Source organism: Paraburkholderia sp. GAS82 (assembly GCF_050436285.1).
GTDB lineage: Bacteria > Pseudomonadota > Gammaproteobacteria > Burkholderiales > Burkholderiaceae > Paraburkholderia > Paraburkholderia phenazinium_B.
Genome location: NZ_JBNDLX010000005.1, coordinates 451,374 through 478,212 on the forward strand (window position 1 = coordinate 451,374; position 26,839 = coordinate 478,212).

A 26,839-nucleotide genomic window follows, 5' to 3' on the forward strand; every position below is an offset into this window, starting at 1 on the left:
TGTCATGAACCACACTTTCTCAGGCCGCGCCGGCATGCCCGCGCGCGAACCTAACTCGCCGCGCTTTCTGTTGCTCCTGATCTGCCTGTTCGCCTCAGCCGGACAGCTCGCGATCGACATTTACGTGCCCGCGTTACCCGCAATGGCACGTTTCTTCGCGACTTCGCCTCAAGCGATCCAGTCGAGCGTGTCCGGCTACATGGCCGCTTATGCGATCGGTCAGCTCGTCTTCGGGCCCGTAGCCGATGCATACGGACGCAAGCCCGTACTTGCATTCGGCCTCGTAATTTTTACAATCGGCTGTCTGTTGTCGCTCGCTGCGCCGAATCTGGAGACCTTCCTCCTCGCCCGTTGTCTGCAGGGCTTCGGTATCGCCGCGACCAACCTGCTCGCGAAAGCGATCATCACCGATTCGTTCTCCGGGCAGACACTGGTACATGCATTCACCTACATGGCGATCGCGTGGGGACTCGCGCCGATCGTGGCGCCCGTGATCGGCGCGCATCTGCAAACGTGGTTTGGCTGGCGCGCCTGTCTTGTCTTCCTGCTCGTCTATTCGCTAGTGATGTGGGCATTGGTGTGGCGCTATCGCGAGACGTTGCGGCGGCCGGTACATCTGGAACCGCGCACGCTATTGACGAACGCGGGCAAGGTGCTCTCGAGTCCGGTGTTCCAGAGCTGCTTTCTCGCGCAGGGGCTGTGCTACAGCATCCTGCTCGTGTTCAACATCGTCGGGCCGTTCATGGTGCAGAACACCTTGCACAAACCGCCGACCTTTTTCGCTTACCTCGCGCTCGGCATCGGCTTGATGTACTTCCTGGGCGGTCTGTCGAACCGCCTGCACAGCCCGCGTCTGCCGACCGCCGAGCAGCGGTTGCAGATCGGTGCGCGCATGATGGCCGCTGCCGCGATCGCCATGCTGCTGCTTGCGCTGACGGTCGGCCTGCGCATCTGGACACTCGCTACGCCCGTGCTCGTAATGGGATTCTGCGCCGGCGCGATGTATCCCACGTTTATGGCCAAGGGCAATTCGCTGTTCCCGCATATTGCCGGCCTGACGAGCGCGATCCTTGGGTGTGCGCTGCTGCTGGTGTCGTCGGCGATGATGGGGCTCGCCGGCTTCGTGTCGGTGCAGGTCCTGACGCCGCTCGCAGCGTTCTTCGTGATCCTCTCGCTCACCGTCGTCTGGATGGTGATGAAGCTGCTGCGACATCTGGCGCAACTACCGCCGGAGCCTGTGGTGTGCCCGGGCGGCGAAGCGGTGTGAGGGCGTTCAGTCTCGCCCGGCGTTATGGCCGTTGCTGTGGATGCGCGAGAAAGAATCGCATCATCTCGGCGCTGGCATCCGGGCCGCTAGCGTCCGTGTACGTTCCGCGAGCGCTGCCACCGGCCCATGCGTGCGGTGCGCCATGAATGGTCCAATACTCCGCGTCCACGCCGTTGGCCGCTGTCAGCAGCCGCCGTGTGCATGCACGCATGCCTGCGCGGCGTTCCGGCACCTCATCGACGGGTGAAATACCGGCGCTGAATTCCCGCACGAGCTCGCCACCATTGGACGGGTGAACCGTTGCGTCCGCGTCGCCATGAAAGACGATCAACGGCCGCTTCGGCATGCCCGGCCCATCGCCACGGTCTGCAAGCGGCCCGCGTCGTATCGGTTTGCCCCCCTTCATCGCGGCAAGTGCCGAAGGCAAGTCGTGCGCGCAGCGATAGGGCAGCCCCGAGTGAATTCCCGCTGCGGCATACAGTTCCGGATAGCTGTGAATCATCACGGCGGCCATCGCTCCACCTGCCGACAAGCCGGCGACGTACACGCGGGCCGGATCGATGCTATAGCTGGCCATCACGTCACGGGTGATTCCCGCAATCAACGACGGCTCGCCGCGCTCGCGCTGCTGGTCGCCCGGCTTGAACCAGTTCCAGCATTTCGACGCATTCGCCCTCTGCGGCTGGATGGGGTACGCGACGAGACAGTCGTGGCGCTCGGCGAGCGCGTTCATGCGGGTGCCCAGTGCGAAATCGTCCGCGTCCTGGGTACAGCCATGCAACATCACGATCAGCGGCAATGGTGTATCCCTGTAGCCGCTGGGCACGTAGAGCTTGTACTTGCGCTGTCCCGCTTCATTGGTGTAAGCGCGCTCAATGAAATATCCGCAGTCTTCGACATCTGTCTGCCTGGCAACATGCGGGTGTGAGGACGCATCCGTTGCATGCGTTCGGGCAAATCGACTCCCGGCGGCCGTGCCGTCGCGAGGAGGTGGCGCATCGCGTGTAGCAGCAGGCGGCTGAGCCGTCGTGGAGCCTTGCCTGCCGGCTCCGTCGCCATCGCCATCGCCATCGCCATCGCTATCGCTATCGCGCAGCGCTCGTTGAATCGCTGCGGTAGCTTCGAGCGGCCCAGCCGTACGCAGCAGACGCATCGCTTCCTGCATCGAGGACAGGAAATCTTCGTTCATCTTCATCATCGTGTTCCTTATGTCGGCTGAAGCAGCCGGCCGGGCTAGCTGATTCTTCCGGCTAACGCTGCCTTGACCGCGGGTGATGCGTGGAATGAGCCGAGCACCACGACCGACTCGATCGTGGCAAGCGCGAGTTCAGGGGTGACGTCGGATGCAATGCTGGCAAGTCCCAGCACATGAATATTCAGACGCTGTCTGGCTGCTTGTGCCGATTCCAGGTCTTGCCTGGAGAAGTGCTGCAGACCCAGCACCAACGCCCGGCGTGTGACCGTCTCACTGACAGTCTGGGCGTGGGTCGCCAACTGGTTTCTGATCGCCGTGCGAATCAGATCGGTGCGGTTCGAATAAAAGCCTTCTTCGACCAGCAGATCGATCTGGCCGAGGTCGACCGGGCCGAGATTAATGGTGATCTTCTCGGTCTCCCCGCCCTTTGGACGAGGTGCGACGACAAGCGAATCCTGCGGTTTGCGTTTGTTCATTTTCCATCCCTATACCATCCATCCAGATGGTCATGAGATGGTTATAGAGTGAACAGCGTGCCGCGTCAACTCCTACATATGGGGCCACCACACACACGGCGCTCGCCGGTGAACAACCCCTAAAAGGCAAACGACCGACTCGTCGCGATTCATTGCCGTTGCCCAAACGGAATTGCAGGATGGGCACAGCGCATGCTGGACTACTAGCGGCAACACGTTGCCATGCACGGCATCTTCGCCGTACATCCGCCAGAGCGTCCGTTGCTCTGAGAGCCGGGCGCCCATCGTTGGGTGCGGACAACCATTCCGGTTGTACCGCCGTCCGGGTTGATTCAAGGTCGCACGCGATTCTGCACAGGTACGACGTAACTACTTCACGTCCGCACCCTCATGGAGTTGCTTCGGCCAATCACCGGAGAAGTCTCATGTTCATTCACAACAAACGTCTTCAGTACACCGTACGTGTCGCCGCGCCGAACCCCGGTCTTGCGAATCTGCTGCTCGAGCAGTTCGGCGGACCTCAGGGAGAGCTCGGTGCTGCGTGCCGGTATTTCACCCAGGCGGTCGGCGAAGATGATCCGGGCCGCAAGGATCTGCTGTTCGATATCGCAACCGAAGAGTTGAGTCACCTGGAAATTGTTGGCTCGATTGTCGCGATGCTGAACAAGAGCGCAAAAGGCCAACTGGCCGAAGCCGTGGAGGCCGAGGCGGAGCTGTATCGATCCATGACAGGTGGAGGAAACGACTCCCATACGACAGCATTGCTGTACGGTGGCGGTCCGGCCCTGACCAACTCGGCTGGCGTGCCGTGGTGCGCTTCGTATGTCGACACGATCGGTGAGCCGACGGCCGATCTGCGCTCGAACATTGCTGCCGAAGCTCGCGCGAAGATCGTCTATGAACGTCTCATCAACGTCACGGACGATCCGGGTATCAAGGAGACACTTGGATTTCTGATGACACGCGAAATCGCCCATCAGAAATCCTTTGAGAAAGCGCTGCACTCGATCCAGCCGAACTTTCCTCAGGGCAAGCTGCCTGGCGTGCCGCAATACACCAGCGTGTACTACAACATGTCGCGAGGCGACGATGCGCCGCGCGGTCCATGGAACGACGGTCCGGATTGGGAGTTCGTCGAATCTCCCGAGCCGGCGGTAGATGGCGGCGACGGAATGGCCACGGTCAATGTATCGCGCGGCGATGTCAAGGTGCTGCAGGCGATGGCGGCGAGAACGGCATCGGATGCGACCTCGGACCCGACCACGGGTGCTGATCTCGGCGCAGGTCAGACCGTCTGAAGCGGCTAACGGAAGCGCGGTTGTCCTAACGGCCGCGCTTCCAGTGCCTCACGTCTGTCGCGAGATTTGCGACGAAATCGTCACGCCCGCAGCCGCGGGCTTTTCAGTCTGGATTGGCGTTCAGCAAAACCATCCCGTGTAGGGTCGAAAGTTCCTGTTGCCAGGAGGCGCTGTCCTGTTCGGCATCGCCGTCGCCAAGGAAGGGCTTCAGCAACGCCAGCAGATCTTTCGAGTTGGACGAGTTCGTCGGCGTGGTGACGTCCGATACCAGCAGCCCTCTCACATATTCGGACTTCTCTGTGGATTGACTGGACGACTGATTCAGCGTCGCCTGCACTATCTGGCCGCGTTGCGTCGCGATGTTGACCGCGCTGTTGGCGTCGTCGTCGACCTGTATATAGTTGTAGCTCTGGGTCGATGGCGACATGCCCAGTTGAACCGGGCCACCCGATAGCGACTCGTGATAACTCGCTTGCAAACTCGAGTGCTGGGTTTGCGAAATCGCGCCGCTCTGCTGATTGCCGGTGGTTTGAGTACTTTGGGAGACCTGATAGGAAAACGTATCCGTTTGATCCGGCAGCCACGGATTGGACGACACCGCGTTATCGGTCATCGAGCCTGTGAAATCGGCCAGCCCGGTGAACAAGGCGTGATCCGACTGCGCGACCCACGATACGCCGTCCGTACCCGGAAGCTGTTGCGACGGCGTGCCATAGTCGCCGTTCATCTGGCTGAACGCGTCCTTGAACATCGACATCAGCGTGGCGTCGCCGTGGCCTTCCGTGTTGGCGTTGTCGAACTGTGTCAGATAGCTTGCAATGGCCTGGTCACGTTGCGCGCCCGAACCCCAGATCGCGGAATCGCTCGTATCGACACTGAGGTTGATCGAACCGGTCGAGTCCGTGACTTTCACGCTGCGCGTTGAACTGTTCAGCGCAATATTGGCCGATATGTTGTTTGATCCCTCGCCTGTCACATTGAATTGCAGATTCACCGACGACAGTACCGACGGGTCGTACTGCATCAAACCGCTCAGATTGAGTTGCGGCGGAACACCGCTCAGGCCGTCGATTGCCTGCTGAAATCCATCGGCCAGTCCTGTCAGCGCGGTGCGCTCGCTGCTGCTCAAGGTCCCGCTGCTGTTCATGCTGACCGAAAGCGTGCCGTCGTCGCTGTCCATTTCGATATCGACCGTGACGCCGCTCGCGGTCTTGACGGTCAGCTTCACATCGCCTTGCGCACCCTGTTCCGCTAGTGCGGTTGCACCCACTCCATCCGCCCCGGCAATCGTGACCGACTGCGAGAAATTGCTACCGTTAGTCTTGAAGCGATCGAGCAGCGCGCTTCCCAGATTGTAGAACTGACCGGACATCGTATTCGACATGGCATCGCCCGCCATCGTCAGAGAAACGGCATCGGTGTTGCTCTGAGCCCAGGTAACGCTTGGCTCCCCACCTATCAGCGACCCTTGTGACGTGTACAGGAGCGGCGATTCGAGGCTCGCGGATGGGATGGTGACAATCGTCGATTCGCTCCCGCCGACAGCGGTATCCGACGCGACGCTAGCGGTCGAAGCGATGCTATTCGTCTTGCTCGATGATGGCGTCACCGTTGGGAGAACGCCTGCGTTTAATGGCAGTAGTGTGGTCATATGCGGTGCTTTGTTATTTTCGATGGATGATCGCGGTCATCTGCGGGCCTGCGCTTTCAGTCGATATATCGACAAAGAACTGCAAATCTTTAAACGTAATATTTGGTTTTATTAAAACCCGTGGAAATCCATTGAGAAAGGAGACATAAGCTGCTATTTCATTGCGTTTTCGAGCCCATTCTTCTCCGCTTTGAATCAATTGCATTATCTGGACACAATGCGCGGAACTGACGGGCGTCCAAAGGGTCACACTAGTTCGATCGCTGGCAGATGAAATGGTGGTCCTACGCATGTGAAACTGAATGGAAGGAGCACGACTCATGATTCAGATGTCTCACACTCCGTCACGCCGACGCGTCGCAATGGCGGTCGTGGCGGTTCTGATGGCGATGTCCGCGCTGCCTGCACAGGCGCAACACTACTCACGTGGAGGCGGTGGTCACCATGGAGGCGGCGGCTATCACGGCGGCGGAGGCTATCGCGGTGGTTACCATGGTGGCGGTGGCGGCGGCGGTGGTGGCGGGCTGATCGTCGGAGCGTTGCTGGGCGCGGTCGCGGGCGCAGCGATCACCAGTGCTTTGCAACCGCCGCCCGCAGTGGTGTATTCGTCTCCCCCACCGCCGCCCCCGCCGGGCGTCGCTTACTATCCGAACAACTATCCTCCTGGTTATTGATCGTCCCATAACCTGATCCGATCCGGCGGTCCGTTAGCTCATCGCACCATATTGCATAGGTTGCGGCCGTCGCCAGACCCATCATTCAAAACGAGCATCCATACATGAAAACCTCCGTCCGTAAAGTATTTATGCCTGCGTTGTTGACGTTTGTCTTCGCGAGCGCTTCGGCATGGGCGCAGACGCCCGCGAGCAGTGCGGCCCCTACGACGCCAGGCGGGCGGGCTGCCGCTCATGCGCAGAAGCACCAGGATATCGTGGCGCAGCGGATCGACGAACTGCATGCTGAACTGAAGATCACCGACCAGCAGTCGCAGCAATGGGACGCCTTCGCGCAAACCATGCGTGACAACGCTGCGAGCGCCGATCAGGCTTTTCATGAGCGGGCAAAAAAGCTTCCGTCCATGAACGCGGATGACGCCATGAAATCGTATGCATCATTAGCCCAGGTGCATGCCGAGAATATGCAGAAGTTGTCCACTGCGTTCAGCGCGCTGTACGCGACGCTGTCGGACGATCAGAAAGCAACTGCGGATGTGCTGTTCAGGAATGAGCATGCGCACGGAAAGCATCACCCCGCCCAGCACAAGCACGCGCCTGCTGCAATGGGTGCTGCTTCAGCACCGGCGCCTGCTTCCAACTAACACCATTCGCAAACGACGCGAAGCAACACGGTTGACCCATCTGCAAGACTGCATGACGTGATCGGCGGTCGTGCGTGACGGGTCAGTCCTCGCCGTTTCAGACCGGCGCAGAGCTCACGATTGCCTTGCCATGTGAGCGCTTGACGTTACGATGTCATCAAATTTTTCGGCGTAAAATGCGACTCCAGCCGCCGCGTACCGGCGGAGCGCTCTAACGTCAGCGATGCACGTCGATCTTCTCACCCTTTACCTTCTTGCGATCGGAACGCTACTCGCCAGCTCTGGGATGACGCTCTGGGAGCATCGAACGCATCCCCGGCGCAGCAAGGAATTGAGGCTACTGGCAGCGGGATACGCCACGCTTGCCGTCGGATGTGCAGCGGTGATCATCCGTCAAGCACTGCCCGGTATTTCCGGCTCTGCCTTAAGCAATCTCGTCATTCTCAGCGGCTATCTTTTGATCCTGCACGGTGTCGCATCCCTGAGCGGTCGACATTACCGTGCGGTTTCTATCGCTATCCTCGTTCTGCAGGCGCTGGTGTGGGCAATCGCCGGTGCGCGATGGCCGAACGCCGTGTGGAGCTATGTCTGTGCATTTCCAATTGCGGTAGTTTCCGTTATGACGTCTCGCGAGTTGCTGCGAAACGATGAGATGAAATCGTTGCAATCGCGGCACATCGCCGCGATGGTGACCACTATCCATGCTGTCCTTTATGCCGCCAGGGCATTCGCGTTGCCGTGGCTAGCGGCCGTATATGGACAGAACATAGTGGCTATTGCCGGTGAAATCACAATCTACGAAGGCGTTTTATATTCGGTAGTTCTACCGATGACCTTGCTCAGGTTAATTCGCGAGGAAACTCATGGCCGGCTTTTGCAGGAATCCCAAACCGATTATCTGACCCGCCTTGGCAATCGCAGATGGTTCTTCGAAGAAGGCGGCCGGGTCATCCGCGAAGGGGACACGTGGCGGCCAGTTTCGCTGCTTGCCTTCGACCTCGATCGCTTCAAGGCGATCAACGATCAATACGGTCATAAAACGGGAGACGAGGTCCTGAAGTCGTTTGCGGACATTGCCCGCAGCGTAATGGGACCCGAGGCAATTCTCGCCCGCATCGGCGGAGAAGAATTTGCTGCCCTGCTGTTTCGTCATGACACCCTCCGCGCCAAAGAGGTGGGCGAAACCGTTGCCAGACTTTTTGCCGAAACGGCCCCGCTCAGAGTGAGCGGCCTCGGGATCCGGGCTACGGTCAGCATTGGACTCGCGCAGTTTGAGGACGAGGCATCCACGCTCGTCGACCTGCTGGCAGCCGCCGATCAGGCGTTGTACAGAGCGAAGTCGCTGGGTGGGAATCGGCTTGAACTCGCGCAGAGCGGCGCGCACCCGATGGTCGAGCCGGCCGGTGGACGGCAAAAAACTGGCGCTCGGGAACGCTCGTAACTCCCGATGCGGCACACCGTGATCGAAAAAAAGCCGACCTGTTAGGGTCGGCTAAAAAGATTCTGGCTATTCCGAGGGCCATTGCCAGAACCTGAGAGAGCCACATTATGCCGCATTTTGCCGCAAGGCGTCGTCGCACCTGCTGCGAGCAGCCAGCAGCAGCGGCATTCGTGGCCCTCATTGCGGATCATCGGATGACCGCTCATCGCCTCATCAACGATAATGTTGGGGTGCTTACAGCGAGTGTTCAATCGCCTTCCCGAGCAGTTCAAGACCCAAGTCGATCTCATCCTCGCTGACAGTCAACGGCGGGGCAATCCGGAACACACCGCCCATACCCGGCAGTTGCACGATGTTCATGCTGAGGCCCAGGTTCATGCACTCGCGGGTGATCTTTGCGCCGAGTCCATCCGCCGGCTCCTTCGTGCGGCGATCCTTGACGATCTCCATACCCAGAAGCAGCCCGCGTCCACGGATGTCGCCGATGCAGTCGAAGCGCTCCATCAGATCCACAAGGCCGCGTTTGAGACGCTCGCCCATCACGTTCGCCCGCGCAACCAGCCCCTCGCGTTCGACCACATCCAGCACCCGCAGACCGACGGCGGCGGGCAGCGGGTCGGACACGTGCGTCGTATAAAACAGATAACCCAATTCATGGGCCCGCTCCTCGATCTGCGCGGAGGTCACGATGGCCGCAAGCGGCAAACCGGCGCCCAGCGTCTTCGACAGGGTGAGAATGTCGGGCGTGACACCATCGCGCTGGCAGGCGAACATCGTGCCGGTGCGCCCGACGCCGGTCTGCGCTTCATCGAGGATCAATAGCATGCCGCGCTCCTCGCACTTGCGCTTCAGCGCGGCCATGTAGCCTTGCGGCAGTTCGATGATCCCGCCGGAGCTGAGAATCGGTTCTGCAATAAAGGCGGCGAGATTGCCGCTGGACTGGCGGTCGATGAGATCGAACGCGTAGTCCAGTTCTGCAAGGTAATCGTATTCGCCGTTGCGCTCGAAACGCGGCCGGTAGAGGAACGGGGCCGGAATCGCGAACGAGCCCACCGCCGCCGGGCCGACGCCCTTACGACCGGCACTGTACGTCGCGGATGCCGCGGCCCCTGTCATACCGTGCCACGACTGCGCAAAACCAACGATTTCGTATTTACCGGTGACAAGCTTCGCCATGCGAATCGCAGCCTCATTCGATTCCGCGCCGGTGCTGAGCAGCAGCGCGCGGTCGAGTCCGTCAGGCGTGATGTCGGCGAGGCGGGTCGCCAGATCGACCACCGGTCGCGAAAGCATCCCGCTGAAGAGATGGTCGAGTTTGCCGGCGTATTCGTTGATGACCGAGACGATCTCCGGATGGCTGTGTCCGAGCACCGCGCTCATCTGTCCCGAGGTGAAATCGAGGATCGCGCGGCCGTCTGCGTCATAGACGAAACTACCCTGGGCGCGCTCGATGATCATCGGCTCGAAGGTGCCGCCATAGCGGATGAGGTGCTGCCTGGCGTTGCGCCAAAAAACTTCGTCGTTGTTCCGGGACACCGTGGTTCTCCTGGGCTATTGGCGAGAATAGCTTGCAGTCTAGATGGCTCTCTGCTTTCATAGAATCGAATAGTTTTAATGGAAGCTAGAAGCGAGCCTAATACCTTGAGCCTTTCACTCGAAATCGACCTGCTGCGCTCGTTCGCCGTCATCGCCGAAGTGCGGGCGTTCAGCCGCGCGGCTATCCGGATAGGCCGGACCCAGTCTGCGCTGAGCCAGCAGATGAAGCGCCTCGAAGAAATCGTCGATCAGCCGCTATTCCAGCGCACGGGGCGCGGGGTCGTGCTGACGAACCCCGGTGAACGCCTGCTGGTGCATGCCCTGCGCATTCTGCGACTCCACGACGAAGCGATGGCCGATCTCTCCGGCAAAGGGCTTTCGGGCACGATCCGCTTCGGTTGCCCGGACGACTACGCTGCCGTGTTCCTGCCGCCCCTGCTCCGGCAGTTTTCAGCCCACCACCCGCATGCCCAGGTGGACGTCATGTGCGCGCCCACCCCACGCTTGATCGAACAACTGGAGATGCATGCGCTGGACCTCGCCCTGATTTCGTTGCCGGAGGATGCGCCGGATGACGGCATCATTCGCCGCGAGCCGCTGGTCTGGGTGGGCTATCCGGGACTGGATCCCGCGCACTTCGACCCCTTGCCGCTGGCGCTTTCCGATCCGGACACGCTCGATCACGTAGCGGCCTGCGAAGCGCTGCAACGCGCGGGCAGGGCTTACCGCGTTGCCTGTGCGAGCAGCAGCCTTGCGGGGCTCACAGCGCTGGTGCGCTCGGGGCAAGCCTTTGCTGTAATTACGCAGACAGCCGTCCCGCCGGACCTCGCCATAATCAACGGCGATCCAGCGCTTCCGCCGTTGCCCACCATCGCCATTACACTCAGGTTCGAGCGTAAGCGCCCCGCGCCGCTGACCGCGGTATTCGCGGAGCACATCAGGCTTACGCTGCCGTTGCTTTGATTGCGCTTCGGGCGCATTACTGCTGGGCGTGCTTCGCTGCGTCTTCAATTACAGCCGCCACTTCCTTCGGACGCGATTCGTACACCGAATGACTTGCGCCAGCCAGCACCGTGGTATGGCTATGGGCACGCTGGTAGTAGAAGCGTTCGAGATCCGGATTGATGATCTTGTCGTCAGCGGCCACGATACCCCAGCTTGGCTTGGTGGTCCATGCAGCGACCGTCATCGGCGCCGAGAAGACCTTCGCTGCCGTCAGGATCTGCGATTGCGCTTCGAATTGCGCCTGCTTCAGCGGCAGGTCCGCGGCGAAATCCTTGGGGAAATCCGCCGGATTCAGGTACGTATAGCCATCGTCGGTCTTCTTGATGGCGCCCGGCTGCTTCGAGGTATAGCTCGGGTATTGCTTGCCCAGGTCCGACTCGTCTTCGCCGACAGCCGGCGCATGTGCGGCCACATACACGAGCCCAGCCACTTTCGGATCGACGCCAGCCTCAGTGATGATCGAGCCGCCGTAGCTATGTGCGACGAGAATCGTAGGACCATCCTGCAGGTCGATCACGCGCTTCGTGGCCGCGACATCGTCGTCCAGCGAAGTCAGCGGTTCCTGCACCATGGTGACGTGGTAGCCATCTTTGGTGAGGATGTCGTACACCGGCTTCCAGCCCGAGCCATCCACCCACGCGCCGTGTACCAGAACAATGTTCTTGATCGGGGTGGCGGGTTGTGTCTGTTGCGCCATGGCACCGGTCGATGCAAACAGGCATGCGGACAAGGAAAGAATCGATGCAGCGAGAGGTAAGACTTTCACGATCAAACTCCATTAATAAGGAAAACGAAATTTTTAAAAAATAGCTGGCTTGACTGGCAAGTCATGCTCGACTGTGCGACGCACTCGTCTATCAAGCCACCTACTTCTACGACTGGAACAACTGGCGATCCTGCACAAGACAACCCATCGCGCAGGATCCTGGATGCAGCATTTAGCTACCGAAGTACACGTTGCAGAAGCTGACCGGGCCGACACAAGAGCGCATCGCCGTACGGGATGCCGAACCCGATGCCGAGCTACCGTTCTGCGTGACACCGCCGACGGCCTGGTTGGTCAGTTGCTGATCGTTCTGCGAAGCGATCTTTGCTTCGGCAGCCTGAATGTCAGCCGGGTAGTTGATGTCGTTTTGACCCGGGGTATATCCGGCCTGCTCGACACGCACGAGATCGGCACGAACTTCCGCACGGGTCACGGGTGCATTCGACTGAGCAAAGCTGAGAACAGGGGCGCCGAGCGTGGCAGCGGCGAGAGCAAAACCTGCGAGCATCTTGTACATGATTAAGATTCCTAAGTAACGTTAAATTTAGTTGGCAGTTAAAACCGCCTTCGGGGTTGAGATAAACAGTCCGGTTCTGGCCTACGGCCTATGACCCATGGCCTTGTGCTACGCGCCTCGTACTGCGTCTACATAAGGGCGAACACAGGGTGCCAGGGTTTATTCCAGGATTTTTCGAAGCAACCTCTCGGCGGCTCGTGTTCATCCCTCGCAAGCCCTTGCTGGCTGGAGCCGGAGACCAATTTCCTGCGACAGACAAATATTCGCGCAGGCGCATCGCGGCCTCCAGCCATTTGCGACCAGTCGGCAATACGCAGCGTGAAATGCTTCTGAGGGTCGCGAAACACGCGTTACCGATGCGCCGTTGCGTTTCTGCAAACGCTTAACGCCGGTTACCACGTCAATCGTTAAGTTCTGTCCCGATCAGGGCTTTCTGACGTGGTCTTAAGTCTGGCTTAATTTTCCCCTGCAACTATGACGCTCAACATCCCCTGTTGAGCCGCCTGAACATCGGCGGCGTTTTTTTATCTGAGGGATGCTGTCGGCGCATCGCAAGATGTTGCGCACTCCTGCGAGGGAAGAACAGACCATGGTTGAAGATACGGTATTCGAACATCTGCGGGCCATGCCCGACCACGACTGGGTGCGCCAGATTCAATCCTGCACGGTCTCGGACCCATTGCAGCACCCATGGGGACGCTCCTACCGTCTGGTCGAATGGACGCTGAAGCACACTCCCGATTCCTGCCGTCGCGTGGTTCCCGCGGAAAGCACACCGCTTGAAATCGCTCAAGCTGTCGTGTCGCACGTTCCGGGCCGACGCTTCTGCCAGCACGGCGATAATTAACGGTAGCACGCGCTCACAGCACGCTTCGGCGTCAGGGCTGGATTGGCGTTGTCGAGGCAGGCGGCGGCAATCGACACGTACTCGCTGCCCGTCGCATCCACCGCGCCCCGCCCGAAGGTGGCCGCTCCACAGGTCCGGCAGAACAGATGGTGTCCGCCGCCCGTGCCGAACTGATAGTCACCGAGTTCCGCTTCGCCCGCTAACAGGCGAAAATCCTCCGGCTTGACCAGCGTCTCAGAGACGCGCTGCCTCGCACAGATCCAGCAATTGCAGCGGCGACGCCCGTTGTTCAGTTGACTGGTGTTCAGTTCAATATCCGCCTCGAATCGCACTGCGCCGCAATGGCAACTGCCGTGGTAGGTCTTTTTCATGGCTCAATCTCCGCAACCGCTGATGGGAAAGGCTTCTACGCGATGTTGAAGCCCATTCTAGGCAGGGGCTCCTGCCAGCGTGCTGTCAGGAGGGAAGCGGATCGTGCCGTTTTTACGTCTTAAGGCGCGCCTGCGGCAAACGCCAGTGCATCGTCCAGCCGGTCGTTGCCCCAGAACATCTCCGTGCCAACGAAGAACGTCGGCGCGCCGAAAATGCGCTGTGCTCGAGCCCGTTCGGTCTGCTCGCGCAATTTCAGCTTGTTGGCATCGGTAAGCGCGTCAGCGATGATCTGTTGCGCCGGCAAACCCAGATGCTCCAGCACCTCGCCCACCGTCGCCGGTGAATCGATCTCGCGGTCTTGCGCGAAATTGAGCTGCATGACTTCGCGGCAAAACGCACCGATCCACGGCTCATTGGCCCCGAGCGTCGCCACACGCAATGGCAGCAACGCACGGCGTGGAAAGTCCGACGGTTTGCGCCACGGGACGGCGTATTTTCTGCCCTGCCGCTCCATGTCCTTCCAAACGTACTCGCCTTTCTCCTTCTGCGCGACGAACGGCGACGTGTCATAGCCCAAGGACTGCAACACAGGGCCCAGCAGAAACGGCTGCCAGCGAACCCGCACATGATGCATGGCCGCCTGCGATTCAATGCGCATCACGCTGAGGTAGCTGTAGTTGCTGGCGAAGTCGAACCAGAAATCGATCTCCGGCGTGCTTTGGACGGCCACAGCAGTATTCATCCAGAAAACTCCCCTCGTTATAGGCAACAAGTCAGTGCAGGCAACCTGAACGCGATATTTCGAAAGCCTACAAATGCCACACAACGCCTCGAATTTGCAATCGTTGACAGTCGTCTCATGCGCTTCGTCCTATGATCTCGCCATCAACTCATCACGTATATGGATATCGCAATGGCTTACCCATATGACCTTTTGACCGCAGCCTGCCTCTTCATCATCGTCATATCTTCGTCGATCCTGCTGGCGCTGTCCTGACTGCCCCTCGCTGGCACCGTTCTCACGCGGAATCGCCAGATCAGCGACAATGGGCGGGCTAACCTGCCGTCCATATCTACATTCGAGCCGCGCACGCCCCCTTCTCGCTCCTGCAGCGACTCGACGCGCCTTGTGTCCTCAGGCGCCGCTTCCGGCCCCTCGCCGTACCCGGCGAAGATGAGCCGAACGGTCAGGCACGCTAATAGCAACCATCACCCTTATGCTGCCCGCGGCGCACCACGCCGCCAGGCAGCTTCACTCTTTTTGCCTTTGCAAAACGAACAGGAGTTTCCCAAATGATGAATCGAGACAACCCCGTCTGGCTGATCACTGGCTGTTCCACAGGCTTTGGCCGCGAACTGGCGAAACTCGTGCTGGAGCGCGGCTGGCGTGCGGTGGTCACGGCGCGTGACGCCTCGAAAGTCGCGGACATTGTCGAAGGTCACGGCGATCGCGCCCTCGTGCTGCCGCTGGATGTCACCAAACGTGCCCAGATCGACCACGCCGTCGCCCAGGCCAAAGAGCATTTCGGCCGCATCGACGTGCTCGTCAATAACGCCGGTTACGGTTACCTGGCCGCCATTGAGGAAGGCGAGGACGCGGCCGTGCGCGAGATGTTCGAGGCGAACGTGTTCGGCCTCGTCGACACGACCAAGGCCGTGTTGCCGGTGATGCGCAAGCAGCGCAGCGGTCTGATCGTCAACGTGTCGTCGATTGGCGGCCTCACCAGCTTCGCCGCGACCGGCTATTACCACGGCACCAAATACGCGGTGGAAGGCATCTCCGAGTCGCTGGCGACCGAGGTCAAGCCGCTCGGTATCGACGTGCTGATAGTCGAGCCCGGCCCGTTCCGCACCAACTGGGCGGGGCCGTCGATCAAACAATCGGCGACGCAAATCGAGGATTACGCGGCCACCGCCGGCGAGCGCCGCAAGCAGACCGCCGCCCGCAGCGGCAATCAGGCGGGTGACCCGGTACGGGCCGCGCAGGCCATCATCGATGCTGCGCTCTCCGACACGCCGCCGTTGCGTCTGCTGCTCGGCAAGGCCGCGCTGGAACTGGCCCGCAAGAAGCTCGATTTCCTGCGCAGCGATTTCGACGCGTGGGAAGCGACCACCGTCGGCGCGGACTTCCCGGAAGGGACGAAGTAAGGGGCTTTATCCGTGCACGGTGAGCACGTGGTGCGCACCGCCCCGTGCTCAGATCAACCCGAGCGTCGACGCCTTCAACGTAGCGGCGGCCCGGGTTGAGCATTCGAGCTTGCGAAACACGCTTTCCACATGCGTGCGCACCGTGCTTGGACTCATCTGCAGGGCGCGGGCAACTTCCTTGTTGCTTGCGCCCAGACTGATCTGCCGCAATACCTCGGATTCGCGCGGAGAAAGCAGCGACACCCGCGCCGGCCGGGCCCGTGCTCCGGCACTGCCCGGCTCCTGAGCGTTCTGCTCGCAGGACAACAACGCGTTGACCGCATCGGCATCGAAGCGCCCCTGACTCACCTCTTCGTTGATCAAGGCAGCCGCATCGCCGACGGATAAAGCGGCGCGCCACGGACGCGGCGAGCGCAACGCCACCCAGCATGCCGCAGCAGCCAGCACGCGGGCTTCCAGCCCGATCGTCGCGCCAGCCGCGCTGCGGAAATAACCCGAGCCGTCGAGCCGCTCGTACGCGTGCGAGGCAAGCTCCGTTTCCCGCGCGAGCGCGCCGATCTGCCTGCCGGCGCGTGCGGTCCAGTAGGGCACGAGGCGTACCTTCTCCCAGGCGGCGGGCGAGAGCCGCCCGGGCGTGTTCCAGATCGCGTTCGACACCGCCATGCGCCCCATGCCGTGAATCAGACCGGCCAGATAGATGCGTTGACCGACCTCGCCGTCGAAGCCGAGTTGCGCACAGCATCCCGCCGCGGCCCCGGCAACGCGCCGCGAGTAACCGGCCATCCACGGCAGTTTCAGGTCGATTACGTCGGCGACGATCTCCGGCGCAGTGGACTGCTGCATCGGCAGCGCATCCAGCGGTTCGTCGCGGCCCACCGCGGTTTGCCGGTCGAGTTCGGCGAGCCATCCAGCTGCGTGCGCACAGGCGACGCGCGCCAGTTCCTCAGGGTACTGATGCCCCGCCTTCTGCGCGATCAGCTTTTGCGCGCCGTCCAGTCCGTACACACGGCTGAGAATCTCCAGATCGCTCGCGAGCGCGACCAGAAATACCGCCTCCGGCACCTGCTTACGGTCGAGCCGTTCGGGCAACCCTGCACCGTCCCATGCTTCGAAGATGTGCCGCAAGGAGGCTTGCGTCATATCGTCGAGACCGAGCATGCGGGCGATTTCCCCCGACACCTCGCAATGGATCTGCGCGAGCGGCTGGATGGTCGACTCGAAGCTCCCGTGTGCTTCAGCCTCGCCGGCCCATCCTGGCCGCATGGCAAGCATCGCCTCGCGGCCGCCGATATCGTCGCCGAGCCACTCGGAGAAACCCGCCGCATTGGCCGTGCAACCCGACCAGCGCAACAGCGATACCTCCTGCACCACGCAGCATTGGACCTGGTCATAGCCGGCTTGCGCCGCGAGGCGCGCGGCCAACCAACTGGTGCGCAGCGAATGATCCGTCGGCTGCCCCATGCTGAGATCGCCGATGAACGCCAGTGCCTTGACGGCGTCGAGCGAACGGATTGTTGAAACATCTGCCATAGGTGTATCGACCTGTTCAAAAACGCAAAGGCGCCTTCGGCGCCGCGGCCAGCCTCAGCTGTCCCCCGGTAAGGATCGCATGATCTCGCCGCAACTGCAGGAAGCGATGGCCCAGCGGATCGGCGCGACGGTGGTCAAGGTGGACGCGAGCCACGCGGCGATGCTGTCGAAGCCGGCTTAAGCAGCAGTGGCGATTGTCGAAGCGGCGCGTTCGGTCAAGCAACTGGCGAGGCAGGCGGCCAGGCAGCCGCAGTATGAAAAAACGGCGGGACGATCGTGATCGCCCCGCCGTCTTTGCTGACACCTTCCCTCGAAGCCGAGGTCAGATGGTCAGATGGTCAGATCACCAGCCGTGAAATCTTCGAGCCTTCCAGCGAGACACCTGCCATCAGCCCTTCGTTCGTCAGCACAAAAGCCTGCACCGGGCTCGTCGCAGTCGAGGTATCGACATCGCCATTGGCGCCCACCTTCAGCACGGCCACCGTTGCATCGGCGCCTGCGGCCCAGCCTTGGCTTTCGCGGAATTTGTTCAGCGCGTCCTGCGTCATGAACATCATCACGATCGCCTTGGATTGCGCACCAATCTGCAGACCGAACGAACCGGCAGCGATACTGTAATAGCCTGAGGGTCGTCCGGCGACGCGCAGCGCGCCCTGGCCATATTGGCCGCCGACCCAGAAGCCGGCCGCGATAACCGATGGGAATACCAGTACGCCCTGTGATTTGGCGACGAGCTCATGCGAGCCGTGCACCGTGTCATAGAGACGGGCCAGCGTGGAATCGACACCCGCATTGATGGTTTGACGCTTGCCTGCATCGGAAGATGCGCCGGTGTCTGATGACGGCGGAGTCGTCGTGCAGCCAGCTAACGCGAGACCCGTTGAGGCGAGCGCTACACTGGACGAGAGGATGAATTGTCGGCGACGCATGGTTGATTCCTTTGTTATGTGATGTGGTTGTGAAGCCGCGGTCGGTCGCACCGCGAACGGCAGCAACAGCAGTTGCCGATAAGCGGCGCCCGAGCTTCAGGCAATGAGTCAGCGGACCGTCTTTCTGATGCGCGCCTTCGCATTACCGAAGGACTGACGGATCCCTCCGGCCACCTGCTGCAAATCGCCCTTGATCTCCTGCGATCTGTTGCCGGTCGCTTTTCCAACTGCTTCATTCAGCTTGCCCTTGACCTTTTGGGCCGTGCCTTTGACCTGGTCCTTGTTCATGCAACCTCCTTGAATGATGAGCTAATTCTCGCGGCTGCCTCTTTACTGCAAAATGCGGGCCAAGTCGCAAAACGTACCGTTTCAAAACCGCTTCAAGGCACAACGCCCGCATAAGCGGGCATGAAATCAAGGGGATAAAGACGGGAGGGAGAGATACGCGGCGAAATGCCGATTCATAGGGCAGACAGGGAAAAACGACATCCGCCCGGTACGTCTTACGTGTGTGCTTGCAGGCACACGCGAACCAGCCGGTCAAACGGCCCATCATCTAACGGGGTGGGCGCGTACCTGGCCGACGGTTCTTCCAGTTTTGCACTAGCAACGCGACCACGCCGCCTAGCGCGAGCGTCGCCACATAACCGGCCATCCGCACCACGCCCTCGCCATAGGAACCGGCAAATACGATGACAAGCGTCGCCGCCACGAAGAGTATGAGCAATCCGACCATCGGCTTCATCTAAAGGCGCCTCCGCAGTGGGCTTCAGAACCGGCATCACAACTGAAATGAGAATCGCGATGGGTGAAACGCGCAAGTGCGGCAAACCCGGCAAAGTCGAACTGCGCTGCTAGCGCGATTGGGTCGCGATAGCTTACTCAACTTAGCCACCGGAATACAGCGAACAAAAACTGACCGGACCGACGCACGCAGCATTGCTCCCCGTACCATTCAACGGCGCGCGAGTGCCGCTTTCACTGGATCCCGACGACGGGACGCCCATGCTGGTCGTTTCGGCCGCATCACCCGCAGTACTGTTTGCGACAGCTGCGCCGTTTTGCGCCGCGATTTTCGCTTCGGCGGCCTGAATGTCGGCCGGATAGTTTGGGTCGCCGGCGGCCGGACTATAGCCAGCCTGTTCGACGCGTACGAGGTCGGCGTATACCTGTGCCCGGGTGACCGGAGCGTTGGCGGATTGCGCAAAGCTAAGCGCGGGGCTCGCGAATGCGCAGGCAGCGAGAGTGAGACTGATGAACGTTTTCATGATGTAAATCTCCTTGCTTCAATGGGAGAGACCAGACAGGGACGGCAACCGGACGACGACCTTTAGCTGCCGAAAAACGGTGTGCAGAAATCGACCGGACCCACACACGCTTCACCGGTTGTATTGCTGTTCATTCCCTTGTGTTGACCACCGGCGCTGGTACCCGACGTATCCGAACCGACGCCGCTGGTGTCCTGCTGCTTCAGGTGAGCGACCTGCTGCGCAAAGACCGGACTCACGTCGGGATATGACGCATCGGTCACGAAACGCGAGCCGTTGTTCTCCGCCTGAATCAGTTCCTGACGAACCTCGGCACGGGTCTTTTCCTGCGCAAAGGCATTCGAGAACACGCCGCTCGATGCGAGGACGGCAACTGACATGGTGATCATGGCAAGCTTTTTCATTTCTAACTCCTAACTAATATGGGTTTGAACTGGTTGAGAAATATGGCGATGCATTCATCAACTACTCATCAACGTTAACATCGAGACTGCGTCGGTTATTCCAGGATTTCAAAAACTATCTGTTGCACCCACTGGTTCCAGCCATTTAGTTCGCAGTGCTACTATATGTAGAACCGTCAACGATCTTGCTGGTGTTTGCAGACGAATCCATCGCCTGTTGCCTCAACCGGGAGACCTCCTGCGCGTACACCGGGCTCACATCGGGATATGAGGAGTCGGTCACGTAGTTGAGGCCGTTCTGTTGCGCCTCGATCAGTTCCTGATACACCTGCGCACGTGTCTTCCCTTCAGCGAAAGCGCTAGACGAGGCAAGCACAGCAACAGACAACACCGCAAAAGCGATCTTCTTCATGATGAACTCCGGTGAATTTGGGTTGGCCTACACGAAGGAGAACCCGAGTTGCGCGGCGTTTATTCCCGGCGAACGGAGAAATGCACGAACGAGTGCGCCCGAACGCTACCCGCGGGCAAAAAAATCGGGAGAGGGGAATAGAGCGGGTTGCGGACGTGTTAACGGATACGAACGGGCGTGCGCCCACCTTCATATGCCGCAATGCGAGCGCCGTTCAGCACAGGCTGCGCTGGCGATGCGTGCCGTCGTACTACCAGTTGAGCACCACCGGATGGCTGATCATGCTCGGCGCACCGCCGGGCCCGGCAGGGTCGGGATTGCCGAAACGCGGCAAAGCGCCGTCTGTGCGGGCGCGTTCAATTTCCATCTCAACCTCGGCACGCGTCTTTGGGGCCTGAGTGGCCACCGCCGGTAGCGAGGCCGGCTTTGCGTCGGATTGCGTCGTCTGCACGGCCTGCGTGACAGGTGGAGAGAGCACAACAGATTGCGTGACGGGCGGTGCATCGACCACAGGCTGCGCGGGCCTGGGCGGCGAGGCAGTCACTGGCTGATTGACGGAAACGGAGCTTGAGACGTCGCTAGAGGCATCGTTCCTTGCGCTTACGCTCGGGTTCGGCGCGATTTCAACGCCAGTTGCATGCCTGCCCTGTTCATATTGCGGCCCGCTATCTGCATCTGCCTGAATCGGTTGCGAGACGGTGCGGCCATGCCCGGTTCGCGACGCGGATCGCCATGCAGGGCGGCCCGAATGCGGCGCCGCGGGCGACCTGAGCGGATTTTCGACCACGGCAGGCGCATGATTCGTGGCACCTTCGCGCGCCTGCAATTCTGTTTGAAGCGCTGCGATTCGCGGATCATCCTTGTAAAGCGACTGCTCGGCGCCCAGCAATACCCTGGCGGAACCAAGATCGTTGCGTTGCAGGCTCGCGCGAATCGCATCGAGAACCTGGGTCAGACTGGCATCTGCAGTCGTGCCCGGCGCAAGCGACACCTTTCCGCTGGCTAGCGTGGCCGGCCGTGAGCCCACTGGCGAGTCGGCGGCGGGCACGTCGCGACGTTCAAAAACGGCAGAATCGCCGAAAAGGTCCCCTTTCCGTTGACCCAGCGTAAAAGCTGCCACCGCAAGAGCGCCCAACAACAGGCTGGTGAGAATCGTTACTTTTGGGTTGCCAATCGGGTTCGTGATCATGACGTCAGTTCCGTAAAGCCCTCGATAGGTTATGCCTCTACCTGGGTTACGTACGGTGTCACGCATCAATTGGATGCGACAAGTTTTAGTCGGTATCCGCCACGATGAAGGTTGCGGGCGCATCTATTCGATGCGATGGGGAACGTCGAACGCCGCTATTCTTCAGTCTATTCGGATGCGTCAAAGTTCGACCGCGGTGGGTCAAAAGTAAAGCATGCCGCGTCTGCCAAACTCCGTCCCAGTTGCAAACCAGCATCCACGAATGCCTCCCAACCTCGCCTGTCATACCCCGATAAACTACCCTGCACACGGCAAAACGTTAAGTTCAGGATCTCACGAACGGAGAATTCGATGATTACCGACACATGGAACGCTGTAGACGACTACCTTTCTCGAGGACTCGTCAAGTCCGACACGGCGCTCGACGCCGCGCTGGAAGCCAGCACCAAAGCAGGCCTGCGAGCCATCAACGTAGCACCCAATCAGGGCAAGTTTCTCAACCTGCTCGCAAAGATACACGGCGCGCGACGGATTCTCGAACTCGGCACGCTAGGAGGGTATAGCGCCATCTGGCTTGCACGAGCGCTGCCCGAAGATGGCAGCATGATTTCTCTGGAAGCCAACCCGGACAATGCCGATGTCGCGAGAAAGAATATCGCGGCTGCCGGACTGGCAAACAAGGTCTCCGTGATTACCGGTCTTGCGGCCGAAAGTCTCGAGCAGATGATCCAGAGCAAGACGCCGCCGTTCGACTTTATCTTTCTCGATGCCGACAAAAGCAGCTACCCCGAATACTTGCGGCTCACGCTGCAGTTATCGCGGCCGGGAACGGTCATCGTCGCGGACAACGTCGTGCGCGACGGCAAGCTCGTCGACCCGCAGAACAACGAACCGGATGTGCTCGGCGTGCGGGAGTTTTTCCACATGCTCGCCGCAATGCCGGGAACTGAAAGTACGGCGGTTCAAACGGTGGGCTCGAAAGGTTACGACGGTTTTTCCATAACGATCGTCTCCGCGCCACCAACGGACGTCGGCAGCTAACGAGCATTGCGCGCCAGGAGAGTGGTCGCTCCCAGATGAGTCCAGCAACTATCGAACGGGCGACCGCTTGCGTCAGGCTTTATGTTGCGAACCGGCACGCCAAAACCATTGTGGATCCCTAAGGTAATTGTGGAAAAATCCTTACCAAAAATTGCATTCATTCCGCCGGGGTAGACAAGATTGCGATCTCTTTTCTTTAATATCTTTTCTGCTTATTGCCATGTCATCACTCATCCTCAGCGTCCCTGTTCCATCCAGGCCCCTGACGCCGTGTTAAGCCCTTATCCCAACGGCGCTTTGCCCTCTCTTTGTTTCATCAATCCATAGCACAAAAGCTATCGTGAACCTCTATTCGCCTTTCGAATGTGGTTAACCCGCACTTCCCGATCGCGGTCAGTTTTCGATATCTTCGCTTCCTAACAAAATCATGATTCGTATTCGATGGAATCGGATACGGAAAAGTATTTCGGGGATGCGTATGTTAGCTGCAGGACTTATCGACATCACAGCGCTCATCGACGCTCGCAGGATGTCGGCACATCAATGGCGAGTCATCGAGACCGTCGCCGCCTGCCTGCCTGGTAGCCTTTTGTCTTCACGCTAAGAGCTCTTCGCCGGGCTCGCCTCTTGAGGCGAGCCGCGATCCGCTTCGTCACCCAGAAAGTGACCTTTCACCGGCTTTCCCCAAGAAAGATAAAGAAATAATTTATTCGATCTGTAGTACTAAGAGCACGCAAGGAGATCTTCAAGCATGAAAAAGAAACAGATTACGTTAGCTATCCTCGCCGCTGCCTGCGCGACGACGGCAGCACACGCGCAGAGCAGCGTCACGCTCTTCGGCATGGTCGATACCGGTGTCACCTACGTCAGCAACGAGTCCGGCAAACGAAACGTCAAGATGGACGACGGCGTCAATGGACCGAATCTTTGGGGTTTCCGCGGCGTTGAGGACCTCGGCGGCGGCACCAAGGCTATCTTCGAACTGGTCGATCAGTTCGAGCTCGACAACGGTGCATTCATGCCGAATTCGAGCCTGTTTAGCCGGACTTCGTTTGTCGGACTGGTGAACGACAAATTCGGTAAAGTCACCGCCGGCAACCAGTACGACTTCATGACCGACTCGCTGTATTTTGCGGGCGATGATCCGGCGGAGCTCTCGGGGCATTTTTACGACTTCCGCGCAGGCCCGTTCACGAAGCTCGACTTACCGAGCAATGCCACCGGAGCTTTCGACTGGGACCGCATGGCCGGCGAACGCGTAACGAATTCGGTCAAGTACGTCTCACCGGTTTTTGCCGGCTTGAGCGCCGGTGCGATGTATGGTTTTGGTGGTGTGGCAGGGTCGATCGGCGCGGGCAACTCCACGAGCTTCGCGCTTAACTATGCTGCCGGATCGTTCGGTGCCAACGCGGCTTATACCAACATCAAGTACTACACGGCGGGATCGCCGCAGGTCAGCGTGCGTAACTGGGGATTGGGCACGCACTACCGTTTCGGTGGCTGGGTCACGAACGCATTGTTCACCACGGTCCACAACTCCGCCAACGGTGGCGCGGTGTATGAAGGCTCATTCGGCGCGCACTATAACTTCACGCCGGCTTTGAGCGCAGGGGCATCGTACATGTACATGAAAGGCAATGAAACCGTCGACAATAACCACGCTCACCAGATCGCGGGCATCGTCGACTATGCGCTCTCCAAGCGCACCGACGTGTACCTGCTTGGCGTCTATCAACGGGCTAATTCGGGAGCGGATGCGCAAATCAACGGCATGAACGATTCGGGCGATGAATCGGACAGCCCGAGTCAGGCTGTTGTCCGCATCGGCCTGCACACGCACTTCTAAGCGCTGGACTTAGCGGGAATGACGGCCGCGACCGCGCGATGCGATCGCGGCCTTTATCACTAGAGGTTGGTCGTCCGCGGCCTTTGACGAGACCTCCTCGTACAAGTTTTTATTGGGTATCAGCTGTGCGATGCGATACTGACATTAACCGATCAAATCGATTCATGTCGCATACAAAGACACATGTCACTTACCATTTTCGGCACCAGCCGCTCGCGCGCACTCCGCGTTCTCTGGATGGCAAGCGAGCTTGGTCTCGCGTTTGAACACCATCCGCTCGACTGGCGAGACTGCCGGCAGAACGCGCAATATCGCCTGATCAACCCAGCCGGTACGATCCCTTCGATCTCCGACGATGGGTTCGTCCTCGCGGAGTCGCTGGCAATCAATCTGTATCTCGCGCAGAAGGCAGGCATGCTTTGGCCCGAAGGCATCAAAGACCAGGCGTTAGCCTACCAATGGACGCTTTGGGTCGCGACTGCGATCGAGTCCGCTTATACCCAGTGGGCGTCCCACACCTACTGGCTGCCTGAGGCGGCACGCGATGCCTCGCTGGCTGCATCGGCCGCCGCCGAAATGCGGGATCCGCTGGACCATCTGGAATCGGCGCTGGCGAGGTCCGAGTGGCTCGTCGGAGCCGCGTTCTCTGTGGCCGATCTGAACGTCGCCAGCGTCATCAGCACGGTGCGGCGTTTCGAACGGGAGAAGCGGCCTCACCTGATGAACTGGCTAGACCGCTGTTGCGCCCGTCCGGCATTTCAACACGCTGTCAAACTGCCTTAGGCTTAAGCTCGCTCACCTGACTCATCCCGCCCATCCGCCCAACAAAATCACCAAAGGGTAGTTTTCTTCAATACGCATCCCCCCTCCCCCGATACCTTCGAGCCTTCAGATCGAACGTATCAAGGGGACCCATGAGCATCTTTCTTTCCATGGCAGCGTTTGCACTCGCTGCATCAATTTCACCCGGGCCGGTCAATATCGTCGCGCTCAGCACCAGCGCCCACTATGGACTGGCGGCAAGCATGCGGCATGTGACCGGCGCGACGGTCGGCTTTACGCTGCTGCTCCTGCTGATAGGCCTGGGACTGCGTGACGTGCTTGACCAGTGGCCGTGGTTGACACGATTCATCCAATGGGCGGGCGTAGCGTTTCTATTCTTCATGGCTTATAAGCTGGCCATCGACGATGGAAAGATGGGTGCAGACCAGCCCAAGGCAGCGCGAGGGCCGTCCGCGATGTCTGGAGCCGCAATGCAGTGGCTCAATCCGAAAGCATGGCTAGCCTCCATTGCAAGCATGGGTGCTTATGCAGCTAACGGAGACCGGACTTTGATCTGGCAGTTCACCGCGCTTTACTTCGTGATCTGCTATGCGTCCATCGCTTGCTGGGCCTACGCAGGGTCGTTTCTGCGGCAGCATCTGCGCAATCCCGCCCGGGTGCGGATATTCAATCGCATCATGGCGCTACTGCTGGTTGCAAGCGCTATCTATCTGCTCATAGCCTGAAAAGCGTTGGCGACGCGCGTCGCAATCACCCCTTGTACTGCCCCGGGGTGGCTGCGACGAATTTCCTGAACGCCCGCTGTAGATGAGCCTGATCGGCAAAGCCAGCTTCAACGGCTACCTCAGCGATCGCTCGCCCGCGTTTGAGTTGCGAGCGGCTATATTCGATGCGGCAATTAACCAGGTATGCGTGCGGCGTCATGCCGTAACGTTGCTTGAACGCACGAATCAGATAGGAGGCAGAGAGATCCGCCGCAGCGCAAATCTCATCCAGGCGCAGCGATTGAACGCAATTCTCCCTGATGTATTGGGCCGCGCGCGCGAGCTTGAGGTTAACGCTGCCGGTCGGCACCGGCGCAGGGGTCAGCGCGCGATACAGATCCGAAAAGAAATCGACGGCAACGCTGTGCTTTTGCAAAGTGTCCGAATCTTCATCGGTTAGCGCTGCATACAAACCGTTCAATCCGCCATAGAGACCCGCCTGCGTGGTCAGCGTAGATGAGAATGGGCGGAAATCGGCGCTCTGACTAACACCGAGGTCGCGCTGAAGCTTGCCCAGCCATGCGGCATCGACATAAAGCATCCGGTACGACCAAGGTTGATCGCCGTCCGGATTACAGGCGTGGACTACTTCCGGATTGATGACCACCACTGACCCCGGCCCCGCACGTTCCACCACCTTGCCGTTCAGATAGGTGCTACGACCGCCTGTCACTGCCCCAATCGAAAACGTTTCGTGAGAATGCTTGCCATAGCACACCTTACGACCGTCCTCGACCGAACGCGCTTCGATAAATGGCAGCGCTTCATCGCGCCAGAAGGTCTGGACCGTAGGCTCCTTCATCGGTGAGTTCGGACTGCTTTTCATGATCAGCGTT

The 26,839-nt window shown here is 59.9% G+C and carries 29 protein-coding genes and 1 pseudogene; 13 read left to right on the top strand and 17 right to left on the bottom strand.

The features are described from left to right. Positions 1-4: 4 nt before the first annotated feature. The gene (locus P3T17_RS18440; protein ID WP_429286060.1) at positions 5-1,267 is read left to right on the top strand and encodes a multidrug effflux MFS transporter; all 1,263 of its coding nucleotides are present in this window, start codon (positions 5-7) and stop codon (positions 1,265-1,267) included. Between the two features lie 22 nt (positions 1,268-1,289). On the opposite strand, the gene P3T17_RS18445 is transcribed toward P3T17_RS18440, so the two are convergent. Both P3T17_RS18445 and P3T17_RS18450 read right to left on the bottom strand, forming a co-directional pair. Continuing rightward, positions 1,290-2,462, bottom strand: a complete 1,173-nt coding sequence (locus P3T17_RS18445) for an extracellular catalytic domain type 1 short-chain-length polyhydroxyalkanoate depolymerase (protein ID WP_429408533.1) — start codon at positions 2,460-2,462, stop codon at positions 1,290-1,292. A gap of 38 nt (positions 2,463-2,500) precedes the next feature. Beyond that, positions 2,501-2,938, bottom strand: coding sequence for a CopG family transcriptional regulator (locus P3T17_RS18450; RefSeq protein WP_429408379.1), 438 nt, complete (start codon positions 2,936-2,938; stop codon positions 2,501-2,503). 425 nt (positions 2,939-3,363) lie between these two features. Here P3T17_RS18450 and P3T17_RS18455 point away from each other — a divergent pair, with 425 nt between their 5' ends. Then, positions 3,364-4,236, top strand: a complete 873-nt coding sequence (locus P3T17_RS18455) for a manganese catalase family protein (protein ID WP_074266256.1) — start codon at positions 3,364-3,366, stop codon at positions 4,234-4,236. Positions 4,237-4,339: 103 nt separating this feature from the next. Here the strand turns inward: P3T17_RS18455 and P3T17_RS18460 are convergent, their stop codons facing one another. Beyond that, a complete protein-coding gene (locus P3T17_RS18460) occupies positions 4,340-5,887 on the bottom strand; it encodes a hypothetical protein (RefSeq protein WP_429408380.1) in 1,548 nt (515 codons plus the stop codon). Positions 5,888-6,207: 320 nt separating this feature from the next. On the opposite strand from P3T17_RS18460, the gene P3T17_RS18465 reads away from it, so the two are divergent. The 3 genes from P3T17_RS18465 to P3T17_RS18475 all read left to right on the top strand — a co-directional run bounded on the left by P3T17_RS18465 (position 6,208) and on the right by P3T17_RS18475 (position 8,646). Continuing rightward, positions 6,208-6,561, top strand: coding sequence for a hypothetical protein (locus P3T17_RS18465; RefSeq protein ID WP_217272861.1), 354 nt, complete (start codon positions 6,208-6,210; stop codon positions 6,559-6,561). Positions 6,562-6,665: 104 nt separating this feature from the next. Next, the gene (locus P3T17_RS18470) at positions 6,666-7,205 is read left to right on the top strand and encodes a Spy/CpxP family protein refolding chaperone (RefSeq protein ID WP_074266258.1); all 540 of its coding nucleotides are present in this window, start codon (positions 6,666-6,668) and stop codon (positions 7,203-7,205) included. 223 nt (positions 7,206-7,428) lie between these two features. Then, positions 7,429-8,646 carry a diguanylate cyclase domain-containing protein gene (locus P3T17_RS18475; protein ID WP_429408382.1) on the top strand — a complete coding sequence of 406 codons (1,218 nt, stop codon included), beginning with the start codon at positions 7,429-7,431 and terminating at the stop codon, positions 8,644-8,646. A gap of 234 nt (positions 8,647-8,880) precedes the next feature. Here the strand turns inward: P3T17_RS18475 and P3T17_RS18480 are convergent, their stop codons facing one another. Continuing rightward, on the bottom strand, positions 8,881-10,182 hold the full coding sequence (locus P3T17_RS18480; RefSeq protein WP_429408384.1) for an aspartate aminotransferase family protein: 1,302 nt from the start codon (positions 10,180-10,182) through the stop codon (positions 8,881-8,883). 78 nt (positions 10,183-10,260) lie between these two features. On the opposite strand from P3T17_RS18480, the gene P3T17_RS18485 reads away from it, so the two are divergent. Continuing rightward, positions 10,261-11,145: a LysR family transcriptional regulator gene (locus tag P3T17_RS18485; RefSeq protein ID WP_429408386.1), complete on the top strand. Its 885-nt coding sequence runs from the start codon at positions 10,261-10,263 to the stop codon at positions 11,143-11,145. Between the two features lie 16 nt (positions 11,146-11,161). Here P3T17_RS18485 and P3T17_RS18490 read toward each other — a convergent pair whose 3' ends face one another. Both P3T17_RS18490 and P3T17_RS18495 read right to left on the bottom strand, forming a co-directional pair. Continuing rightward, complete coding sequence (locus P3T17_RS18490) at positions 11,162-11,884, bottom strand: alpha/beta hydrolase (RefSeq protein WP_429408534.1); 723 nt, start codon at positions 11,882-11,884, stop codon at positions 11,162-11,164. 241 nt (positions 11,885-12,125) lie between these two features. Beyond that, positions 12,126-12,470: a DUF4148 domain-containing protein gene (locus P3T17_RS18495; RefSeq protein ID WP_074266262.1), complete on the bottom strand. Its 345-nt coding sequence runs from the start codon at positions 12,468-12,470 to the stop codon at positions 12,126-12,128. Positions 12,471-13,059: 589 nt separating this feature from the next. Here P3T17_RS18495 and P3T17_RS18500 point away from each other — a divergent pair. Then, on the top strand, positions 13,060-13,317 hold the full coding sequence (locus P3T17_RS18500) for a DUF2866 domain-containing protein (protein WP_074269206.1): 258 nt from the start codon (positions 13,060-13,062) through the stop codon (positions 13,315-13,317). On the opposite strand, the gene P3T17_RS18505 is transcribed toward P3T17_RS18500, so the two are convergent. Both P3T17_RS18505 and P3T17_RS18510 read right to left on the bottom strand, forming a co-directional pair. Further along, positions 13,314-13,688 carry a GFA family protein gene (locus tag P3T17_RS18505; RefSeq protein ID WP_429408388.1) on the bottom strand — a complete coding sequence of 125 codons (375 nt, stop codon included), beginning with the start codon at positions 13,686-13,688 and terminating at the stop codon, positions 13,314-13,316. The two genes, P3T17_RS18500 and P3T17_RS18505, sit on opposite strands and share 4 nt — an antisense overlap. Before the next feature lie 119 nt (positions 13,689-13,807). Beyond that, positions 13,808-14,431, bottom strand: a complete 624-nt coding sequence (locus P3T17_RS18510; RefSeq protein ID WP_429408390.1) for a 2-hydroxychromene-2-carboxylate isomerase — start codon at positions 14,429-14,431, stop codon at positions 13,808-13,810. Between the two features lie 551 nt (positions 14,432-14,982). Between P3T17_RS18510 and P3T17_RS18515 the strand changes: the two genes are divergently transcribed. Further along, positions 14,983-15,837, top strand: a complete 855-nt coding sequence (locus tag P3T17_RS18515; protein WP_429286066.1) for an oxidoreductase — start codon at positions 14,983-14,985, stop codon at positions 15,835-15,837. Positions 15,838-15,885: 48 nt separating this feature from the next. On the opposite strand, the gene P3T17_RS18520 is transcribed toward P3T17_RS18515, so the two are convergent. Further along, the gene (locus P3T17_RS18520) at positions 15,886-17,367 is read right to left on the bottom strand and encodes an HD domain-containing phosphohydrolase (protein WP_429408392.1); all 1,482 of its coding nucleotides are present in this window, start codon (positions 17,365-17,367) and stop codon (positions 15,886-15,888) included. 70 nt (positions 17,368-17,437) lie between these two features. On the opposite strand from P3T17_RS18520, the pseudogene P3T17_RS18525 reads away from it, so the two are divergent. Then, positions 17,438-17,548 (top strand): annotated as a pseudogene (locus P3T17_RS18525) (alpha/beta hydrolase); the annotation flags it as partial. Between the two features lie 157 nt (positions 17,549-17,705). On the opposite strand, the gene P3T17_RS18530 reads toward P3T17_RS18525, so the two are convergent. The 7 genes from P3T17_RS18530 to P3T17_RS18560 form a co-directional block, all read right to left on the bottom strand. Then, positions 17,706-18,296: a BPSL1445 family SYLF domain-containing lipoprotein gene (locus P3T17_RS18530; RefSeq protein WP_122158080.1), complete on the bottom strand. Its 591-nt coding sequence runs from the start codon at positions 18,294-18,296 to the stop codon at positions 17,706-17,708. A gap of 108 nt (positions 18,297-18,404) precedes the next feature. Continuing rightward, positions 18,405-18,584, bottom strand: a complete 180-nt coding sequence (locus tag P3T17_RS18535; protein ID WP_074266268.1) for a CsbD family protein — start codon at positions 18,582-18,584, stop codon at positions 18,405-18,407. A 268-nt stretch (positions 18,585-18,852) separates the two neighbouring features. Then, entirely contained in the window at positions 18,853-19,041 is a 189-nt protein-coding gene (locus P3T17_RS18540; protein ID WP_429286068.1) for a hypothetical protein, read from the bottom strand. Between the two features lie 142 nt (positions 19,042-19,183). Further along, positions 19,184-19,567 carry a DUF4148 domain-containing protein gene (locus P3T17_RS18545; RefSeq protein WP_429408535.1) on the bottom strand — a complete coding sequence of 128 codons (384 nt, stop codon included), beginning with the start codon at positions 19,565-19,567 and terminating at the stop codon, positions 19,184-19,186. A gap of 59 nt (positions 19,568-19,626) precedes the next feature. Continuing rightward, positions 19,627-19,968, bottom strand: a complete 342-nt coding sequence (locus P3T17_RS18550; RefSeq protein ID WP_429408394.1) for a DUF4148 domain-containing protein — start codon at positions 19,966-19,968, stop codon at positions 19,627-19,629. A 145-nt stretch (positions 19,969-20,113) separates the two neighbouring features. Then, positions 20,114-20,380, bottom strand: a complete 267-nt coding sequence (locus P3T17_RS18555) for a DUF4148 domain-containing protein (protein ID WP_429408396.1) — start codon at positions 20,378-20,380, stop codon at positions 20,114-20,116. A gap of 250 nt (positions 20,381-20,630) precedes the next feature. Then, the gene (locus tag P3T17_RS18560; RefSeq protein ID WP_429408398.1) at positions 20,631-21,569 is read right to left on the bottom strand and encodes a hypothetical protein; all 939 of its coding nucleotides are present in this window, start codon (positions 21,567-21,569) and stop codon (positions 20,631-20,633) included. A gap of 351 nt (positions 21,570-21,920) precedes the next feature. On the opposite strand from P3T17_RS18560, the gene P3T17_RS18565 reads away from it, so the two are divergent. The 4 genes from P3T17_RS18565 (at position 21,921) to P3T17_RS18580 (ending at position 25,964) form a co-directional block, all read left to right on the top strand. Beyond that, the gene (locus P3T17_RS18565) at positions 21,921-22,610 is read left to right on the top strand and encodes an O-methyltransferase (protein WP_429408400.1); all 690 of its coding nucleotides are present in this window, start codon (positions 21,921-21,923) and stop codon (positions 22,608-22,610) included. A 751-nt stretch (positions 22,611-23,361) separates the two neighbouring features. After that, complete coding sequence (locus P3T17_RS18570) at positions 23,362-24,456, top strand: porin (protein ID WP_429286074.1); 1,095 nt, start codon at positions 23,362-23,364, stop codon at positions 24,454-24,456. 183 nt (positions 24,457-24,639) lie between these two features. Continuing rightward, positions 24,640-25,239 (top strand): glutathione S-transferase family protein, encoded by a 600-nt coding sequence (locus P3T17_RS18575; RefSeq protein ID WP_429408402.1) that lies wholly within the window; start codon positions 24,640-24,642, stop codon positions 25,237-25,239. A 131-nt stretch (positions 25,240-25,370) separates the two neighbouring features. Beyond that, positions 25,371-25,964: a LysE family translocator gene (locus P3T17_RS18580; RefSeq protein ID WP_429408403.1), complete on the top strand. Its 594-nt coding sequence runs from the start codon at positions 25,371-25,373 to the stop codon at positions 25,962-25,964. A gap of 25 nt (positions 25,965-25,989) precedes the next feature. Here P3T17_RS18580 and P3T17_RS18585 read toward each other — a convergent pair whose 3' ends face one another. Further along, a complete protein-coding gene (locus P3T17_RS18585) occupies positions 25,990-26,829 on the bottom strand; it encodes an AraC family transcriptional regulator (RefSeq protein WP_429408536.1) in 840 nt (279 codons plus the stop codon). Between the last annotated feature and the right edge of the window lie 10 nt (positions 26,830-26,839).

What these genes read in the sequence shown, in the direction of transcription:
- P3T17_RS18440 (WP_429286060.1), top strand. Translation starts at nt 5, where the DNA reads ATGAACCACACTTTCTCAGGCCGCGCCGGCATGCCCGCGCGCGAACCT.
- P3T17_RS18445 (WP_429408533.1), bottom strand. Translation starts at nt 2,462, where the DNA reads ATGAAGATGAACGAAGATTTCCTGTCCTCGATGCAGGAAGCGATGCGT.
- P3T17_RS18450 (WP_429408379.1), bottom strand. Translation starts at nt 2,938, where the DNA reads ATGAACAAACGCAAACCGCAGGATTCGCTTGTCGTCGCACCTCGTCCA.
- P3T17_RS18455 (WP_074266256.1), top strand. Translation starts at nt 3,364, where the DNA reads ATGTTCATTCACAACAAACGTCTTCAGTACACCGTACGTGTCGCCGCG.
- P3T17_RS18460 (WP_429408380.1), bottom strand. Translation starts at nt 5,887, where the DNA reads ATGACCACACTACTGCCATTAAACGCAGGCGTTCTCCCAACGGTGACG.
- P3T17_RS18465 (WP_217272861.1), top strand. Translation starts at nt 6,208, where the DNA reads ATGATTCAGATGTCTCACACTCCGTCACGCCGACGCGTCGCAATGGCG.
- P3T17_RS18470 (WP_074266258.1), top strand. Translation starts at nt 6,666, where the DNA reads ATGAAAACCTCCGTCCGTAAAGTATTTATGCCTGCGTTGTTGACGTTT.
- P3T17_RS18475 (WP_429408382.1), top strand. Translation starts at nt 7,429, where the DNA reads ATGCACGTCGATCTTCTCACCCTTTACCTTCTTGCGATCGGAACGCTA.
- P3T17_RS18485 (WP_429408386.1), top strand. Translation starts at nt 10,261, where the DNA reads ATGGAAGCTAGAAGCGAGCCTAATACCTTGAGCCTTTCACTCGAAATC.
- P3T17_RS18490 (WP_429408534.1), bottom strand. Translation starts at nt 11,884, where the DNA reads ATGGCGCAACAGACACAACCCGCCACCCCGATCAAGAACATTGTTCTG.
- P3T17_RS18495 (WP_074266262.1), bottom strand. Translation starts at nt 12,470, where the DNA reads ATGTACAAGATGCTCGCAGGTTTTGCTCTCGCCGCTGCCACGCTCGGC.
- P3T17_RS18500 (WP_074269206.1), top strand. Translation starts at nt 13,060, where the DNA reads ATGGTTGAAGATACGGTATTCGAACATCTGCGGGCCATGCCCGACCAC.
- P3T17_RS18505 (WP_429408388.1), bottom strand. Translation starts at nt 13,688, where the DNA reads ATGAAAAAGACCTACCACGGCAGTTGCCATTGCGGCGCAGTGCGATTC.
- P3T17_RS18510 (WP_429408390.1), bottom strand. Translation starts at nt 14,431, where the DNA reads ATGAATACTGCTGTGGCCGTCCAAAGCACGCCGGAGATCGATTTCTGG.
- P3T17_RS18515 (WP_429286066.1), top strand. Translation starts at nt 14,983, where the DNA reads ATGATGAATCGAGACAACCCCGTCTGGCTGATCACTGGCTGTTCCACA.
- P3T17_RS18520 (WP_429408392.1), bottom strand. Translation starts at nt 17,367, where the DNA reads ATGGCAGATGTTTCAACAATCCGTTCGCTCGACGCCGTCAAGGCACTG.
- P3T17_RS18530 (WP_122158080.1), bottom strand. Translation starts at nt 18,296, where the DNA reads ATGCGTCGCCGACAATTCATCCTCTCGTCCAGTGTAGCGCTCGCCTCA.
- P3T17_RS18535 (WP_074266268.1), bottom strand. Translation starts at nt 18,584, where the DNA reads ATGAACAAGGACCAGGTCAAAGGCACGGCCCAAAAGGTCAAGGGCAAG.
- P3T17_RS18540 (WP_429286068.1), bottom strand. Translation starts at nt 19,041, where the DNA reads ATGAAGCCGATGGTCGGATTGCTCATACTCTTCGTGGCGGCGACGCTT.
- P3T17_RS18550 (WP_429408394.1), bottom strand. Translation starts at nt 19,968, where the DNA reads ATGAAAAAGCTTGCCATGATCACCATGTCAGTTGCCGTCCTCGCATCG.
- P3T17_RS18555 (WP_429408396.1), bottom strand. Translation starts at nt 20,380, where the DNA reads ATGAAGAAGATCGCTTTTGCGGTGTTGTCTGTTGCTGTGCTTGCCTCG.
- P3T17_RS18560 (WP_429408398.1), bottom strand. Translation starts at nt 21,569, where the DNA reads ATGATCACGAACCCGATTGGCAACCCAAAAGTAACGATTCTCACCAGC.
- P3T17_RS18565 (WP_429408400.1), top strand. Translation starts at nt 21,921, where the DNA reads ATGATTACCGACACATGGAACGCTGTAGACGACTACCTTTCTCGAGGA.
- P3T17_RS18570 (WP_429286074.1), top strand. Translation starts at nt 23,362, where the DNA reads ATGAAAAAGAAACAGATTACGTTAGCTATCCTCGCCGCTGCCTGCGCG.
- P3T17_RS18575 (WP_429408402.1), top strand. Translation starts at nt 24,640, where the DNA reads ATGTCACTTACCATTTTCGGCACCAGCCGCTCGCGCGCACTCCGCGTT.
- P3T17_RS18580 (WP_429408403.1), top strand. Translation starts at nt 25,371, where the DNA reads ATGAGCATCTTTCTTTCCATGGCAGCGTTTGCACTCGCTGCATCAATT.
- P3T17_RS18585 (WP_429408536.1), bottom strand. Translation starts at nt 26,829, where the DNA reads ATGAAAAGCAGTCCGAACTCACCGATGAAGGAGCCTACGGTCCAGACC.